Genomic DNA, 15,549 nt, shown 5'->3' on the forward strand with positions numbered 1-15,549 from the left:
GCTCTGGAGCTGCACCGGCAGGGCGCCTGCCGGTTCGAGACGGCGCGCACCCAGCTCCTGTACGGGGCCGCGCTGCGCAGGGAGCGGCGGCCCGGCGCGGCGCGGGAGCACCTGCACGGGGCGCTGGAGACGTTCGAACGCCTGGAGGCGCGGCTGTGGAGCGAACGGGCCCGCGCCGAGCTGCGCGCCGCAGGTGAGACCGTGACCCGGCCGGGGCCGGGCGGCGGTCCCGAGCAGCAGCTGACGGCCCAGCAGTTGCGCATCGCGCGGCTGGTGGCGGAGGGCGCGACGAACCGGGAGGTGGCCGCCCAGCTCTTCCTCAGCCCGCGCACCGTCGACCATCACCTGCGCAACGTGTTCGCCAGGCTGGGCGTGCGCTCGCGGGTGGAGCTGGCGCGCAAGCTGTTCTGACACCGGCGCTGTCTCACACCGGCCCGTGCCGGCTTGTGCTGACACCGGCGATTCACGCGATGCGGGGACGGGCCGCCCGGTCCAACAATGGCGGCGTTCGCACCCCCCACAGATGGAGTCGCCGACGTGCATCCCCGTAACGCGATCGCCAGAATCGCCGTGGCCGCCGCTCTGGCCTGCGGCGCCCTCACGCTGGCCCAGCCCGCGCAGGCCGCGGGTCCGTACGAGCGCGGCCCGAACCCGACGGACTCCCTCCTGGAGGCGAGCCGCGGCCCGTTCAGCACCTCCGAGCAGTCGGTGTCCTCCTTGGTGAGCGGGTTCGGCGGCGGCCGCGTCTACTACCCGAACGACACCAGCCAGGGCACGTTCGGCGCGATCGCCATCTCGCCCGGTTACACCGCCTCCTGGTCCACCCTGTCGTGGCTCGGCCCGCGGATCGCCTCGCACGGATTCGTGGTCATCGGCATCGAGACGAACACCCGCTACGACCAGCCGGACAGCCGTGGCCGCCAGCTCCTGGCCGCGCTCGACTGGCTGGTGGAGGACAGCCCGTCCGCCGTGCGCGGCCGCATCGACCCGTCGCGGCTGGCGGTGGCGGGCCACTCGATGGGCGGCGGCGGCAGCCTCGAAGCCGCCGACGACCGGCCCAGCCTGCAGGCCGCCGTCCCGCTCGCCCCGTGGAACCTGACCAAGAACTGGTCCGGCATCCGCGTCCCCACGATGATCATCGGTGGTGAGACCGACTCGATCGCCCCGGTCGGCACCCACTCCCAGCCGTTCTACGAGAGCATCCCGGCCTCGTCGGAGAAGGCGTACCTGGAGCTGAACGGCGCCAGCCACTTCTTCCCGCAGACCACGAACACCACGATGGCCAAGTCCATGGTGTCCTGGCTGAAGCGGTTCGTGGACGACGACCTCCGCTATGAGCCCTTCCTCTGCCCGGCCCCCCGGAGCAGCGCGATCGAGGAGTACCGCGACACCTGCCCGCACAGCTGACCCCCGCGTCTCCGGCGGCCTCCCTCCCTCGCGGCGGGAGGCCGCTACTCGCCCGCGTACAACCGCCCCAGGTCGACCAGCTCGACGTCCTTCCTGCCACGCACGGCGTCGAGCAGGCCGTCGGTGAAGCCGGACCGGGCGAACAGCAGGAGCCTGGGCGGTGCGTCGACCCTGTCGTCCGGCAGCAGCGCGCGCAGGTGTTCCAGTCGCTGGAGCGCCGGCACGTCCACGGGCGCCTGAGTGCCCTTGGCCTCGCCGATGGCGACGATCCGGGCGACGGCGAACGGGTCGCGGGCGGTGACCACGACGTCGATCTCGTGCCCATGGCGATGCTGTCTGCAGGGAAGCTCAGTGGCGCGGACGGTCGAAGCGGTGCCGCCGAGTGTCTCCGGCGAGGCGTGGCGCAAGCACCACTGCCGCGCCAGTTCCTCGAAGTGCGGGCCGTAGATCTTCGCGTTGACGGTGTCCGCGTTCGTCCGCCAGACTCGCTCGGCCTGGCCGATCACCAGCTCGGGCTCGTGCCGCTGAGTGATCAGCTGGTGCAGCCGGACGACCGGCTCGGCGATGCGGAACACGCTGCGTTTGTCCCGCAGAGCATCGTCGGCCTGCTCGACCAGCCCGATATCAGTCAGCCCGGTGAGCAGATGGGCGATGGCCGGCGCCGGGCGGCCGAGTGCGGCGGCGATCTCCGAACGACGGTGGCCTCCGGCACTGATGGCGGTCAGGGTGGCCGCGTACGACGTCGGATCGGAGATGGACGGCTCCTCTCTGAGGAGCAATCCTCCTTCACGGAACATGGCGGACGCGGGATTCAGCAGCCGGCGCGCCACCCACCGGTCGAATCCCGCAGGATCGTCGGGCCCCGACCCGCCGCACATCTCCAGGTACGCGGGAGTGCCTCCGACGAGAGCATGCACCCGGAACGCCAGCTCCGGATCGTGGTCCAGCCCCCAGAAGGAGGAAGCCTCGCGGTATCCGAAGGGCCGCACCACCAGTTCGAGCACGGCCCGCCCGCGCAGCGGAGCGCCCCCGCCGAGCAACTGTGCCATCGTGGTGAGCGCGCTGCCGCACAGGATCAGTCGCGTGCGCGTGTGCTCCTTGGCATGGCTGAGCGGGCTCAGTGCCTGCTGAAGGTACGAGGGCAGCGCGGGCGTCGTGGAGACCAGATAGGGAAACTCGTCGACGATCACGGGCACGGCCCGTTCCTCTCCAAGGCGCAGCAGCTCGGCGAGCGCCTGACGCCAGTCGGAGAAGACGACGGGTTGCCGGAGCCCGCGGTAGGCCGCGTAGGCGGCGCCGAGGTCGGCGAGGTTCTGCGCCTCGGTCTGCTGGGTGGCGGCGAACAGCAGGCCACCGGTCTCGCGTGCCAGCAGCTCCAGCATGAGCGTCTTACCCTGCCGCCTGCGCCCGTAGACCAGCCCCAGCGTTGCCCCCGGGGTTGGAGACGTGGCGAACTCTGCCAGTTCCTCCCATTCGGACTCTCGCCCGAACAGGCGCTCCGGCTTACTGATGCTCATCAAGTTATTATAGCTACAACTATTATAGTTCCAGCACTCATTTGTTTAGCGCCTCGGCCGGGGCGGGCCGGTCGGCGGCCGGGGCGGGCGAGCGGAGGACGGTCACCGCGACCACCAGCGCCGACAGCAGCAGGGCCGCGGCGATGCCGAACGCCAGCCGGTAGCCGCCCGTGAGCGCCGCCGCGTCCGTCACGCCCCGGACCAGCAGGTCTCCGGTACGGGACGCCGCCATCGTGGACAGCACGGCCACGCCCAGCGCCATGCCGATCTGCTGGGTGGTGTTGAACAGGCCCGAGACGAGCCCCGCGTCGTCGGGCCTGGCCGCGGACATGCCCAGCGTGGCCAGGGCGGGCAGCACCAGCCCGCCTCCGGCGATCAGCAGCATGACCGGCAGCAGGTCGGTGACGTACGACGCCTGGACCGGCACCCGGGTGAGCCAGCCCATCGCGGCCATCAGCAGGACCAGGCCGGCGACGAGCACGGCCCGCGCCCCGAACCGGGCGTTGAGCCGGGCGGACAGGAACAGCGAGATCCCGCCGATGGCGACCGCCGCCGGCAGCATGGCCAGGCCGGTCTCCAGCGCGCTGTAGCCCAGCACCTTCTGCATGTAGAGCGCGACGAGGATCTGGAAGGCGAACATCGCCGACAGGCCGAGCATCTGGGCCAGGTTGGCGCCGGACACGTTGCGGGAGCGCAGGACGCGCAGCGGCATGAGCGGGGTGCGGGCCGTGGCCTGCCGGGCGAAGAAGCCGGCCAGCAGGGCCAGCGACAGCGCGCCCAGGCCCAGCGTGTGGGCCGCCGCCCAGCCGTACTCCTCGACCTTGACGACGGTGTAGATGCCCAGCATCAGGCCGCCGGTGACCAGCGCGGCGCCGAGCGCGTCGGCGCCCGCCGCGAGCCCGGTGCCGCGGTCGGCGGGCAGCACGCGGACGGCCAGGGCGACGCTGACCAGCCCGATCGGGAGGTTGATGAAGAAGATCCAGTGCCAGGAGAGCGCGTCGGTGAGGACGCCGCCGAGCACCTGGCCGAGTGAGGCGCCGACGGCGCCGGTGAAGCTGAACACGCCGATCGCCCTGGCCCGCTCGCCCGGCTCGGTGAACAGCGTCACCAGGATGCCGAGGACCACGGCCGAGGCCATCGCGCTGCCCACGCCCTGCAGGAAGCGGGCGGCGATCAGCATGGCGGGCGTGGCGGACAGTCCGGCGAGGAGCGAGGCGAGGGTGAAGAGCGCGTTGCCGGCCAGGAACATGGTCCGCCGGCCGATCAGGTCGCCCAGCCGCCCGGCGAGGAGCAGTAAGCCGCCGAAGGGGAGCAGGTAGGCGTTGACGGTCCAGCTCAGCGCGGCGGGCGTGAAGCCGAGGTCGTGCTGGATGGCCGGCATCGCGACGGTGACGATGCTGCCGTCGAGGATGGTCATCAGGCTCGCCGCGGACAGGACGATCAGGGCGAGCGTGCGTGATGGGGTGGGCGACATGGCCCCTCCTGTTCAGATGAGGACAGGAGGGACCTTAACAGATAGTTTTGTTGTAGACGATCCTTAACGGATCTATTTCTGTGCCTGCCGGGCCCGGCGCGCCCCCGGCGCGACCTCCTCCGGGGTGGACAGATGGCCCTCGACCAGCCGCGTCATCGCCGAGAGCAGCATCTCCCGCTCCGCCTCCGGCAGGGCGGCCAGCGCGTCGCGGTGCACGCCGTCGACGATCCGCTGACTGCGCCGGGCGGCCTCGGCGCCCTTCTCGGTGACCGCGACGATGCGCGCCCGCCGGTCGGCGCTGGAGGGGCGGCGCTCCGCCAGGCCGGCCTTCTCCAGGGCGTCCACGGTGACCACCATGGTCGTCTTGTCCATGTCGCCGAGCTCGGCGAGCTGGATCTGCGTGCGCTCCTCCTCCAGGGCGTGGACGAGCACGCAGTGCATGCGCGGGGTCAGGCCGATCTCGGCCAGGGCGGCCGCCATCTTCGTGCGCAGCACGTGACTGCTGTGGTCGAGCAGGTACGACAGGTCGGGCTCGGAACGGCCTGGCGCCATGGCGGTCATGCCGTCAAGCCTACTCAATCGTCCCGATCCGGATTATCCGCTGAGCAAGAGAGGCCCGCGCGTCCCCCGCACGGGCCTCTCTCCGGTCTCGGCTACTTGGCGTTGGCCTTGAGGTAGTCGCTGTTCATCCGGGCGATCGTGTCCAGCGGGATGCCCTTCGGGCAGACGGCCGTGCACTCACCGGTGTTCGTGCAGCCGCCGAAGCCCTCGGCGTCCATCTGGTCCACCATGGCCTTGGCCCGGGTCAGGCGCTCGGGCTGGCCCTGCGGGAGCAGGCTCAGGTGAGTGATCTTCGCGGCGGTGAAGAGCGACGCCGACCCGTTGGGGCAGGCCGCGACGCACGCGCCGCAGCCGATGCAGGTGGCGGCGTCGAAGGCGGCGTCGGCGTCCTCCTTGCGGACGGGCACGCTGTGCGCGTCCGGGGCGGAGCCGGCGGGGACGGAGACGAACCCGCCCGCCTGGATGATGCGGTCGAAGGCGCTCCGGTCGACGACCAGGTCCTTGATCACCGGGAACGGCGCGGCCCGCCACGGCTCGATGGTGATGGTGGCGCCGTCCTCGAAGTGGCGCATGTGCAGCTGGCAGGTGGTGGTGGCCACCTGCTCGCCGTGCGCGACGCCGTTGATGACCATGCCGCACATGCCGCAGATGCCCTCACGGCAGTCGTGGTCGAAGGCGATCGGGTCGTCGCCTTCGAGGATGAGCCGCTCGTTCAGCACATCCAGCATCTCCAGGAAGGACATATCGGGCGAGACATCCTCCACCCGGTACGTCACCATGCGTCCGCGGTCCTTGCGGCCGCTCTGACGCCAGACCTTCAGGGTGAGGTTCACTTGTAGCTCCGCTGGCTCATCTTGACGTACTCGTACTCGAGCTGCTCCTTGTGCAGCGCCGGCGGGCCGTCGGGCGAGTACTCCCACGCCGAGACATGGGCGAAGTTGTCGTCGTCGCGCAGCGCCTCGCCGTCGGAGTCCTGCGACTCGGCCCGGAAGTGGCCGCCGCACGACTCGGTGCGCACCAGGGCGTCCAGGCACATGAGCTCGGCCAGGTCGAAGAAGTCGGCCACCCGGCCGGCCTTCTCCAGCACCTGGTTCAGCTCCTCCGCGGTGCCGGTGACCTTGACGTTCTCCCAGAACTCCTGACGCAGCTCGGGGATGCGCTCCAGGGCCTTGCGCAGCGACTCCTCGGTGCGCTCCATGCCGCAGTAGTCCCACATGAGCTTGCCCAGCTCGCGGTGGAAGGAGTCGGGGGTGCGGGTGCCGTTGACCGACATCAGCCGGTCGATCTTGGTACGGACCTTCAGCTCGGCCGACGCGACGGCCTCCTCGTCGACGTCCCCGAACGGCCCGTCGGCCAGGTAGTCGCCGATCGTGGTGGGCAGCACGAAGTAGCCGTCGGCCAGGCCCTGCATCAGCGCGGACGCGCCGAGCCGGTTGGCGCCGTGGTCGGAGAAGTTGGCCTCGCCGATCACGAACAGGCCCGGGATCGTCGACTGCAGGTCGTAGTCCACCCACAGGCCGCCCATCGTGTAGTGCACGGCCGGGTAGATGCGCATCGGCACCTCGTACGGGTTCTCGCCCGTGATGCGCTCGTACATCTCGAACAGGTTGCCGTACTTCTTCTCCACCGCGTCGCGGCCGAGCCGCTGGATGGCGTCGCGGAAGTCGAGGTAGACGCCCAGGCCGCCGGGTCCGACGCCGCGGCCCTCGTCACAGACGTTCTTGGCGGCGCGGGAGGCGATGTCACGCGGGACCAGGTTGCCGAAGGCGGGGTAGATCCGCTCCAGGTAGTAGTCGCGCTCGGCGTCCGGGATGTCGCCGGGGGCGCGGGTGTCGTTCTTGCGCAGCGGCACCCACACCCGGCCGTCGTTGCGCAGCGACTCCGACATGAGCGTGAGCTTCGACTGGTGGTCGCCGGAGACCGGGATGCAGGTCGGGTGGATCTGCGTGTAGCAGGGGTTGGCGAAGTACGCGCCGCGCTCGTGCGCCCGCCAGATGGCGGTGGTGTTGCAGCCCTTGGCGTTCGTGGACAGGAAGAACACGTTGCCGTAGCCGCCGGTGGCGAGGACCACGGCGTCGGCGACGTGGCGCTCGATCTCGCCGGTCACCATGTCGCGCACGATGACGCCGCGCGCCCGGCCCTCGGAGACGATCAGGTCGAGCATCTCGTGCCGGGTGAACATCTCCACGGTCCCGGCCGCGATCTGCCGCTCCAGCGCCTGGTAGGCGCCGAGCAGGAGCTGCTGGCCCGTCTGGCCGCGGGCGTAGAAGGTCCGCGACACCTGGGCGCCGCCGAACGAGCGGGTGTCGAGCAGGCCGCCGTACTCGCGGGCGAACGGCACGCCCTGGGCCACGGCCTGGTCGATGATGTTCACCGAGACCTCGGCCAGCCGGTAGACGTTCGACTCGCGGGCGCGGAAGTCGCCGCCCTTCACCGTGTCGTAGAACAGGCGGTAGATGGAGTCGCCGTCGCCGCGGTAGTTCTTGGCGGCGTTGATGCCGCCCTGGGCGGCGATGGAGTGGGCGCGCCGGGGCGAGTCCTGGTAGCAGAACGACTTGACGTTGTAGCCGAGTTCGCCGAGCGTCGCTGCGGCGGAGCCGCCGGCCAGGCCGGTGCCGACCACGATGACGTCGAGCTTGCGCTTGTTGGCCGGGTTCACCAGGCGGGCGCCGAACTTGCGCTTCTCCCACCGCTCCTCGATGGGACCGGCCGGGGCCTTGGTGTCGCGGATCTCCGCGCCTTCGACGAAGTTCACTGGACCACTCCGAACGTGATGGCGAGCGGCGGCGCGAGGAAGCCGACGACCAGGGCGGCGGACACCAGCGCCGCGACCGGGCGCAGCGCCTTGTTCCTGTCGCGGTTGGCCACGCCGAGCGTCTGGAAGGCGCTCCAGATGCCGTGCCGCAGGTGCAGGCCGACCAGGGCGACCGCGACGACGTACAGGAGCGTCACGTACCACCGGGACGGGTCGAACCCGGCGATCATGCGGTCGGCCGGGGTGGAGTCGAAGCCCTTCGGGTTCACCACGCCGAAGGTCAGGTCGAGCAGGTGCCAGACCACGAAGAGGGCGATCGTGATGCCGCCGAACCGCATGATGTGCGTCGCGTACCCGTTGGCCTGCGACTTCCTCCTGGCCGCGTACTTCACCGGGCGGGCCGCGGCGGCGCGGCGGGACAGCGAGATCGCCGCCCACATGTGCAGGACCACCGAGACGACCAGGACGACCTCCAGGATGGTGAGCAGGGCCCGGTACGGCGCCATCGGCTCCAGGAGGGTGCGCAGGGCGTGCGCGTAGTCGTTGAAGGACTCGCGGCCGGCGAAGATCTTGAGGTTGCCGAGCATGTGGGTGATGAGGAAGATCACCATCACCGCGCCCGTGACGGCCATGATGGCTTTCTTGCCGTTCGACGAGGTCAGGAATCCGCCGGGACGCCTGGCTCTGAGCTTCTCGCCCTCGGGGGGGTTGACGGGCGCGGTCGCGGCGCCGCGTTCTATCGTGGCTGTCACGTTCATCGACGCTAGGTAACCTGCGATGATCCGTCCAAGTCATGAGAGGTCTGGTTTCGATAGCCAGCGGCTATGATGTCTGGTTTGTACGGGCGAGGCGCGTTCACCGGGCAGGCCGGTTGCGAGGAAAATCACATGCAGTTCCAGCAGTTGGCGTACTTCGTGACAGTGGCCGAGACCAGGCACTTCACCCACGCGGCCGAGCGGATGCGGGTCGCCCAGCCCTCGCTCAGCAAGCAGATCAAGGCGCTGGAGAACGAGCTGGGCGCGCCGCTGTTCTCCCGGGCGCGTGGCAACGTCACGCTCACCCCGGCCGGGGAGGCGCTGCTGCCGCTGGCCCGGCGGATGCTGGCCGACGCCGACACCGCCAGGCAGGAGGTCGCCGAGCTGGCCGGGCTGCGCCGGGGCAGGGTGCGGCTGGGCGCCACCCCCTCGCTGTGCGCGGGGCTCATGGCCGACGCGCTGGCCCGCTTCCATCACTCGTACCCCGGGATCGGCCTGCTGGTCGAGGAGGGCGGCTCCCGCGACCTGGTGCGGGCGCTGGCGCGCGGCCAGCTCGACCTGTCGCTGATCATCATGCCGCTGCAGCACGACGACCCGTCGCTGGTGACCGAGGAGATCCTGCGCGAGAACCTGGTCGTGGCCTCGCCCGTCGCCGAACGGCCGCGCAGGCCGTACCTGCGGATCGACGAGCTGCGGGGCAGGCCGCTGGTGATGTTCCGGTCCGGCTACGACCTGCGGGACGCGACGCTGACGGCGTGCCGGCAGGCCGGGTTCGAGCCGAGGTTCGCCGTCCAGGGTGGCGAGATGGACGCGGTGCTGCGGTTCGTGGAGGCGGGGCTGGGCGTGGCCGTGGTGCCGTCGATGGCGCTGGACGGGCGGCCGGGGCTGGCCGGCACGCCGCTGGCGCCGCCGGGACTCAGCCGGACGATCGCGCTGGCGCACCGCAAGGACGTGGAGCCGACCAGGGCCGCGCAGGCGTTCCGGGCGACCCTTCTGTCCTACGTGATCGAAGCCGGTCAGGAAGGCACCCTTCCACAAGGGGTCGAACTCATCGCAGAATGAGCGCACAGGCCCTGGATCTTCGGAAGGGTGTGCGTGACGGCGACGTTGAACGAGACGCTGACCCTGCTCCTCATCGAGGACGACGCAGGAGACGCGTTCCTCGTGGAGGAGCTGCTCAAAGAGGCCGAGGCGCCACCCCGGATCACCTGGGTGCGCACCCTCGGGGAGGCGAAGGCCAAGCTCGGCCCGAGCGTCCAGTGCGTGCTGGTCGACCTGTCGCTCCCCGACGCGAGCGGCCTGGAGGCGCTCAAGGAGGTCCTGGAGCTCGCCAGCGACGCCGCGGTGCTGGTGCTGACCGGGCTGCGCGACGTCCACGTCGGCGTCGCGGCGGTGCAGGCCGGGGCCCAGGACTACCTGGTCAAACAGGACGTCGACGCGCGCCTGCTGGCCAGGGCGATCCGCTACGCCATGGAGCGCAAGCGCGCCGACCTGGCCCAGCGCCGCCTGGTCGAGGCCGAGCTGACCGCCAAGGAGAACGCCCGCCTGGAGACCGGCCTGCTCCCCGTGCCGCTCCTGCGCACCCACGAGCTGCGCCACACCACTCGTTACCTGCCCGGCTCGCAGGGACAGCGGCTGGCCGGCGACTTCCTCGACACGGTGCAGACGCCCGACGGCTCGGTCCACGTGGTCGTCGGCGACGTGTGCGGCCACGGCCCCGACGAGGCCGCGCTCGGCGTGGCGCTGCGCATCGCCTGGCGCACGCTCGTCCTGGCCGGGCAGACCGGCGACCCGCTCCTGCGGACGCTCGACACGCTGCTGCGGGCCGAGCGCAAGTCGCCGGAGATCTTCACCACGCTCTGCGCGGTCACGATCACGCCCGACCTGTCCCACGCCCGGATGCGGGTGGTCGGCCACCCGCCCCCGGTGGTGGTCCGCGACGGCGTCGTCGGGGTGGTGCCGGGCGCGCCGTCCGGCCCTCCTCTCGGCATCTTCCCGGACGTCCGCTGGACCGAGCTGAACGTGCCGCTGGGCGAACGCTGGTCCATGATGCTCTACACCGACGGGCTGATCGAGGCCGCCGTCGGCGAAGGGCTGCTCGGCGTGGACGGGCTGCTCGGGCTGGTCCGGCAGCACGGCGTCATCGACGTCGACCGGCTCATCGGCGAGGTCGGGACCCTCACCGACGACCTGGCGGCCGTGGTCGTCAGCAGGGGCGGGACGTGAGCATCCATCCGTTGCCCCCCGCCAGGCCGCCGACCGGCATGGGCAGGGTGCCGATCGCGCGCTGGTTCGTCTTCGCCGGCGCGGCCACCGCCGTGACGTTCCTGGCCGGCGTGGTGCTCATCATGCTGATGATCACCCAGGTGCGCGAGCTGGGCCACGAGCCGGAGCTGGCCGCCCGGGTCGACCGGCTCAACATCGCGCTCGTGGTGCTGTTCGTGGTGATCCTGGCCGCGGGCGTGGCGCTGGCGTTCATCGTGCGCTTCACCGTGCTCGACCCTCTCGCCCGGCTGACCGAGCAGGTCCGCACGGTCGCGGGCGGCGACTTCGACCACCGGCTCGGGGTGGAGCGGCCCGCCGAGCTGGCGGAGCTGTCGAGCCACATCGACTCGATGCGCAGACGCATCCTGTCCGGCTGGCGCACCGCCACCGAGCAGGCCGACGAGCTGCGCCGCTCCAACGCCGAACTGGAGCAGTTCGCGTACGTGGCCAGTCACGACCTGCAGGAGCCGCTGCGCAAGGTGGCCAGCTTCACCCAGATGCTGGAGCAGCGGTACGGGGACGAGCTGGACGACCGGGCCAGGCAGTACATCCACTTCGCGGTCGACGGCGCCAAGCGCATGCAGTTGCTCATCGACGACCTGCTCGGCTTCTCCCGCGTGGGCCGGATCGGCGGCGAGCGAACGCCGATGGACAGCGGCACGGCGGTGCGGGCGGCGCTGGAGAACCTCTCATCGGCGGTCGAGGACACCGGCGCCACCGTCACCACCGGCCCGCTGCCCCGGGTCGTGGGCAGCCCGCTGCTGCTCACCCAGCTCTTCCAGAATCTGGTCGAGAACGCGATCAAGTTCCGTGGCGACGAGCCGCCGCGGGTCCGGATCGAGGCGGTCGAACGCGACGGCATGTGGGAGTTCAGCTGCGCCGACAACGGCATCGGGGTCGACCCCCGGCACGCCGACCGCATCTTCCTGATCTTCCAGCGCCTGCACCCGCGCGACGTCTACCCCGGCACCGGCATCGGCCTGGCCCTCTGCCGCAAGATCGTCGATTACCACGGCGGCCGGCTCTGGCTCGACGGCGGCTCCGGCGGGCGCGGCGCCACCTTCCGCTGGACCCTGCCCGCGGCCGACGACGCCGCGCACTCATAAAGCCCCACATATTGGGCAACTCATAAGAGTTGCCCGTCAAATCGGTAACTTTTTCGTGACTGTGACGCGGTTCCCTTACCAGGTACGGCGCCCCTGACGGGCTACGTGACAGGAATCACAGCGTGAGCAGGAGAAAGTGAGTGACCGTCCTCACAAATCCCGATGCGCTCGTCGTAACGTATGCCACACCAACTGCGCGCCCGAGCGGCATTGCCGCCGCCGAACGCGCCTAGAAGAACGACCCGGACCCCCAGGCGTGCGGGGTCCGCGGGAGGTGGAGAGGTCCGCGATGACCCAGACGACGCCCGAAACCCCAGCGAGAAGGCAGCGGGCCCAGGTCACGGTGCGCACCCTGCGCACCGACCGGTGGTGGCTCAGCCCGCTTGTCGTGTTCCTCGGGCTCAGCTCATTTCTGATCTACGGTGTGTGGGCGATCCTCGACACGAGCAACTTCGTCGAACCGTATATCGCCCCCTTCGCCGCACCCTGTCTGACCACGCAGGACGTCTGTGAAGGCGCGCGGCTGTTCGGGTGGGCCCCCGTAGGCGACTGGTACGCGCTGCCGCCGGGGCTGTTGATCCTCGGCCTGCCCGGCGGGTTCCGGCTGACGTGCTACTACTACCGCAAGTCCTACTACCGCTCGTTCTGGCTGTCGCCGGCGGCGTGCGCGGTGCAGGAGCCGCACGGGAAGTACACCGGTGAGACGCGGTTCCCGCTGATCATCCAGAACGTGCACCGCTACTTCTTCTACTTCGCGCTCCTGATCGGCGCCATCCTCACCTACGACGCGGTGATCGCCCTGGTGCACAAGCCGCTCGGCCTCGGCAGCTGGATCCTGATGCTCAACGCCGTGCTCATCCTCGGCTACACGCTCGGCTGCCACTCCTGCCGTCACATCACCGCGGGCCGGCTCAACCACTTCTCCCGGCACCCGCTCCGCTACCGGGCCTGGACCTTCGTCTCCAAGCTCAACGCCAAGCACCAGCAGTGGGCGTGGGCCTCGATGTTCTCCGTCATGGGCGCCGACCTCTACGTCCGCCTGGTGGCCAAGGGCATCATCGCCTTCCCGTTCGCGTAAGGATCACTTCAAGTGGATAACTCGATCAACATCGAGCGTCACGAGTACGACGTCGTCGTCATCGGCGCGGGAGGCGCCGGCCTGCGTGCCGCCATCGAGGCCCGCCAGCAGGGCAAGCGCACGGCCATCGTGTGCAAGTCGCTGTTCGGCAAGGCCCACACCGTCATGGCCGAGGGCGGGGCCGCGGCCGCCATGGGCAACGTCAACCCCGACGACAACTGGATGGTGCACTTCCGCGACACCATGCGGGGCGGCAAGTTCCTCAACAACTGGCGGATGGCCGAGCTGCACGCGAAGGAGGCGCCGGACCGGGTCTGGGAGCTGGAGGCCTGGGGAGCGCTGTTCGACCGCACCAAGGATGGCAAGATCAGCCAGCGCAACTTCGGCGGCCACGAGTACCCCCGGCTGGCCCACGTCGGCGACCGCACCGGCCTGGAGATGATCCGCACCCTCCAGCAGCGCGTGGTGGCGCTCCAGCAGGAGGACTACGAGCAGCACGGCGACTACGAGGCCTACATCAAGGTCTTCCAGGAATGCACGGTGACGCGCCTGCTCAAGGACGGCGACCGGATCTCCGGGGCGTTCGGCTACTGGCGCGAGACCGGCAGCTTCGTGCTCTTCGACGCGCCCGCCGTGGTGCTGGCCACCGGCGGCATCGGCAAGTCGTACGTGGTCACCTCGAACTCCTGGGAGTACACCGGTGACGGGCACGCGCTGGCCCTGCTGGCCGGGGCGAGCCTCATCAACATGGAGTTCATCCAGTTCCACCCCACCGGGATGGTCTGGCCGCCGTCGGTGCGCGGCATCCTCGTCACCGAGTCGGTGCGCGGCGACGGCGGCGTGCTGCGCAACTCCGAGGGCGAGCGCTTCATGTTCAAGTACATCCCCGAGGTGTTCAAGGACAAGTACGCCACCACCGAGGAGGAGGCCGACCGCTGGTACACCGACCAGGCCAACAACCGCCGGCCTCCGGAGCTGCTGCCCCGTGACGAGGTCGCCAGGGCCATCAACGCCGAGGTGAAGGCCGGTCGCGGATCACCCCAGGGCGGCGTCTACCTGGACGTGTCCACCCGCCTGCCGGCCGAGGAGATCAAGCGGCGGCTGCCGTCGATGCACCACCAGTTCAAGGAGCTGGCCGACGTCGACATCACCGCCGAGCCCATGCAGGTGGGCCCGACCTGCCACTACATCATGGGCGGCGTCGAGGTCGACGCCGACACCGGCGGCGCCTCCGTGCCGGGGCTGTTCGCGGCCGGCGAGGTGTCCGGCGGCATGCACGGCTCCAACCGGCTCGGCGGCAACTCGCTGTCGGACCTGCTGGTCTTCGGCCGGCGCGCCGGCGCAGGCGCCGCGGCCTACGTGGACGCGCTCCCCGCCCGGCCCAAGGTCGACCAGGCGCAGGTCGACTCCGCCCGCGCCGAGGCCATGGCGCCGCTCGAACGCTCCGGCGAGAACCCGTACGAGGTCCACCACGAGCTCCAGCGGACCATGAACGAGCTGGTCGGCATCATCCGCAAGTCGGAGGAGATCTCCGAGGCGCTGCAGGTCGTGGAGAAGCTCAAGGAGCGGGTGCAGCTCGTCGGCGCGGGCGGCTCGCGCATCTACAACCCGGGCTGGCATCTCGCGCTCGACCTGCGCAACATGATCCTCGTGTCGGAGTGCGTGGCCAAGGCCGCGCTGCTGCGCGAGGAGAGCCGCGGCGGCCACACCCGTGACGACCACCCCGGCATGCGGCCGGAGTGGCGGCGCAAGCTGCTGGTCTGCTCCACCGAGGACGGCGGGTCCATCGTGGTCGAGGAGCAGGAGCAGCCCGCGATGCGGGACGACCTGATCAGCCTGTTCGACCGCGACGAGCTCAGCAAGTACCTCACCGACGAAGAGATGGACGAGTTCGACAGGATCGCGAAATGAGCTACAAGGCGAAGTTCAAAGTCTGGCGCGGTGAGGGCGGCGAGGGGAAGCTCGAAGACTTCACCGTCGAGGTGAACGAGGGCGAGGTCGTCCTCGACATCATCCACCGCCTCCAGGCCACCCAGGCCCCCGACCTGGCCGTGCGCTGGAACTGCAAGGCCGGCAAGTGCGGCTCCTGCTCCATGGAGATCAACGGCAAGCCACGGCTGGGCTGCATGACCCGCATGTCGACCTTCGCCGAGGACGAGACGATCACGGTCACCCCGATGCGGACCTTCCCCGTCATCAAGGACCTGGTCACCGACGTCTCGTACAACTACCAGAAGGCCAGGGAGGTGCCGTCCTTCACGCCCCCGAAGGACGTGCGGCCCGGCGAGTACCGGATGCAGCAGGTCGATGTCGAGCGGTCCCAGGAGTTCCGCAAGTGCATCGAGTGCTTCATGTGCAACAACGTCTGCCACGTGATCCGTGACCACGAGGAGAACAAGCCGGCCTTCTCCGGGCCGCGGTTCCTCATGCGGATCGCCGAGCTTGACATGCACCCGTACGACGTCGCCGAGCGCAAGGAGTCGGCCCAGGAGGACCACGGGCTCGGCTACTGCAACATCACCAAGTGCTGCACCGAGGTCTGCCCCGAGCACATCAAGATCACCGACAACGCGCTGATCCCGATGAAGGAGCGCGTGGTGGACCGCAAGTACGACCCGCTGGTGTGGCTGG

General features: G+C 70.1%; 14 protein-coding genes. 8 read left to right on the plus strand and 6 right to left on the minus strand.

Going from position 1 to position 15,549, the window contains the following annotated elements; translation table 11 throughout:
- Both OUY22_RS30125 and OUY22_RS30130 read left to right on the plus strand, forming a co-directional pair.
- Positions 1–411: helix-turn-helix transcriptional regulator (locus tag OUY22_RS30125; RefSeq protein WP_270158590.1), on the plus strand; the 411-nt coding region annotated here is incomplete at its 5' end.
- An 87-nt stretch (positions 412–498) separates the two neighbouring features.
- The gene (locus tag OUY22_RS30130) at positions 499–1,407 is read left to right on the plus strand and encodes an alpha/beta hydrolase family protein (protein ID WP_408638225.1); all 909 of its coding nucleotides are present in this window, start codon (positions 499–501) and stop codon (positions 1,405–1,407) included.
- Positions 1,408–1,451: 44 nt separating this feature from the next.
- Here the strand turns inward: OUY22_RS30130 and OUY22_RS30135 are convergent, their stop codons facing one another.
- The 6 genes from OUY22_RS30135 to OUY22_RS30160 all read right to left on the minus strand — a co-directional run bounded on the left by OUY22_RS30135 (position 1,452) and on the right by OUY22_RS30160 (position 8,466).
- The gene (locus tag OUY22_RS30135) at positions 1,452–2,924 is read right to left on the minus strand and encodes an AAA family ATPase (RefSeq protein WP_270158592.1); all 1,473 of its coding nucleotides are present in this window, start codon (positions 2,922–2,924) and stop codon (positions 1,452–1,454) included.
- 37 nt (positions 2,925–2,961) lie between these two features.
- Positions 2,962–4,398: an MFS transporter gene (locus OUY22_RS30140; RefSeq protein ID WP_270158593.1), complete on the minus strand. Its 1,437-nt coding sequence runs from the start codon at positions 4,396–4,398 to the stop codon at positions 2,962–2,964.
- 72 nt (positions 4,399–4,470) lie between these two features.
- On the minus strand, positions 4,471–4,959 hold the full coding sequence (locus OUY22_RS30145) for a MarR family winged helix-turn-helix transcriptional regulator (RefSeq protein ID WP_270158594.1): 489 nt from the start codon (positions 4,957–4,959) through the stop codon (positions 4,471–4,473).
- Between the two features lie 92 nt (positions 4,960–5,051).
- Positions 5,052–5,792 carry a succinate dehydrogenase/fumarate reductase iron-sulfur subunit gene (locus OUY22_RS30150; RefSeq protein WP_270158595.1) on the minus strand — a complete coding sequence of 247 codons (741 nt, stop codon included), beginning with the start codon at positions 5,790–5,792 and terminating at the stop codon, positions 5,052–5,054.
- Positions 5,789–7,714, minus strand: a complete 1,926-nt coding sequence (locus OUY22_RS30155; protein WP_270158596.1) for a fumarate reductase/succinate dehydrogenase flavoprotein subunit — start codon at positions 7,712–7,714, stop codon at positions 5,789–5,791. The genes OUY22_RS30150 and OUY22_RS30155 overlap by 4 nt, the downstream gene beginning before the upstream one ends.
- Positions 7,711–8,466, minus strand: coding sequence for a succinate dehydrogenase cytochrome b subunit (locus tag OUY22_RS30160; protein ID WP_270158597.1), 756 nt, complete (start codon positions 8,464–8,466; stop codon positions 7,711–7,713). The genes OUY22_RS30155 and OUY22_RS30160 overlap by 4 nt, the downstream gene beginning before the upstream one ends.
- Positions 8,467–8,601: 135 nt before the next feature.
- Between OUY22_RS30160 and OUY22_RS30165 the strand changes: the two genes are divergently transcribed.
- The 6 genes from OUY22_RS30165 to OUY22_RS30190 form a co-directional block, all read left to right on the plus strand.
- Positions 8,602–9,531, plus strand: coding sequence for a LysR family transcriptional regulator (locus OUY22_RS30165; RefSeq protein ID WP_270158598.1), 930 nt, complete (start codon positions 8,602–8,604; stop codon positions 9,529–9,531).
- A gap of 33 nt (positions 9,532–9,564) precedes the next feature.
- Positions 9,565–10,695 (plus strand): PP2C family protein-serine/threonine phosphatase, encoded by a 1,131-nt coding sequence (locus OUY22_RS30170; RefSeq protein ID WP_270158599.1) that lies wholly within the window; start codon positions 9,565–9,567, stop codon positions 10,693–10,695.
- Positions 10,692–11,840: a sensor histidine kinase gene (locus tag OUY22_RS30175; protein ID WP_270158600.1), complete on the plus strand. Its 1,149-nt coding sequence runs from the start codon at positions 10,692–10,694 to the stop codon at positions 11,838–11,840. Before OUY22_RS30170 ends, OUY22_RS30175 begins: the two co-directional genes overlap by 4 nt.
- Before the next feature lie 289 nt (positions 11,841–12,129).
- A complete protein-coding gene (locus tag OUY22_RS30180; protein ID WP_270158601.1) occupies positions 12,130–12,918 on the plus strand; it encodes a hypothetical protein in 789 nt (262 codons plus the stop codon).
- A 12-nt stretch (positions 12,919–12,930) separates the two neighbouring features.
- Positions 12,931–14,829, plus strand: coding sequence for a fumarate reductase/succinate dehydrogenase flavoprotein subunit (locus tag OUY22_RS30185; protein WP_456299857.1), 1,899 nt, complete (start codon positions 12,931–12,933; stop codon positions 14,827–14,829).
- A partial coding sequence (locus OUY22_RS30190) for a succinate dehydrogenase/fumarate reductase iron-sulfur subunit (RefSeq protein ID WP_270158602.1) occupies positions 14,826–15,549 on the plus strand: 724 nt, incomplete at its 3' end. The genes OUY22_RS30185 and OUY22_RS30190, both read left to right, overlap by 4 nt.

The organism is Nonomuraea corallina, assembly GCF_027620315.1.
GTDB lineage: Bacteria > Actinomycetota > Actinomycetes > Streptosporangiales > Streptosporangiaceae > Nonomuraea > Nonomuraea corallina.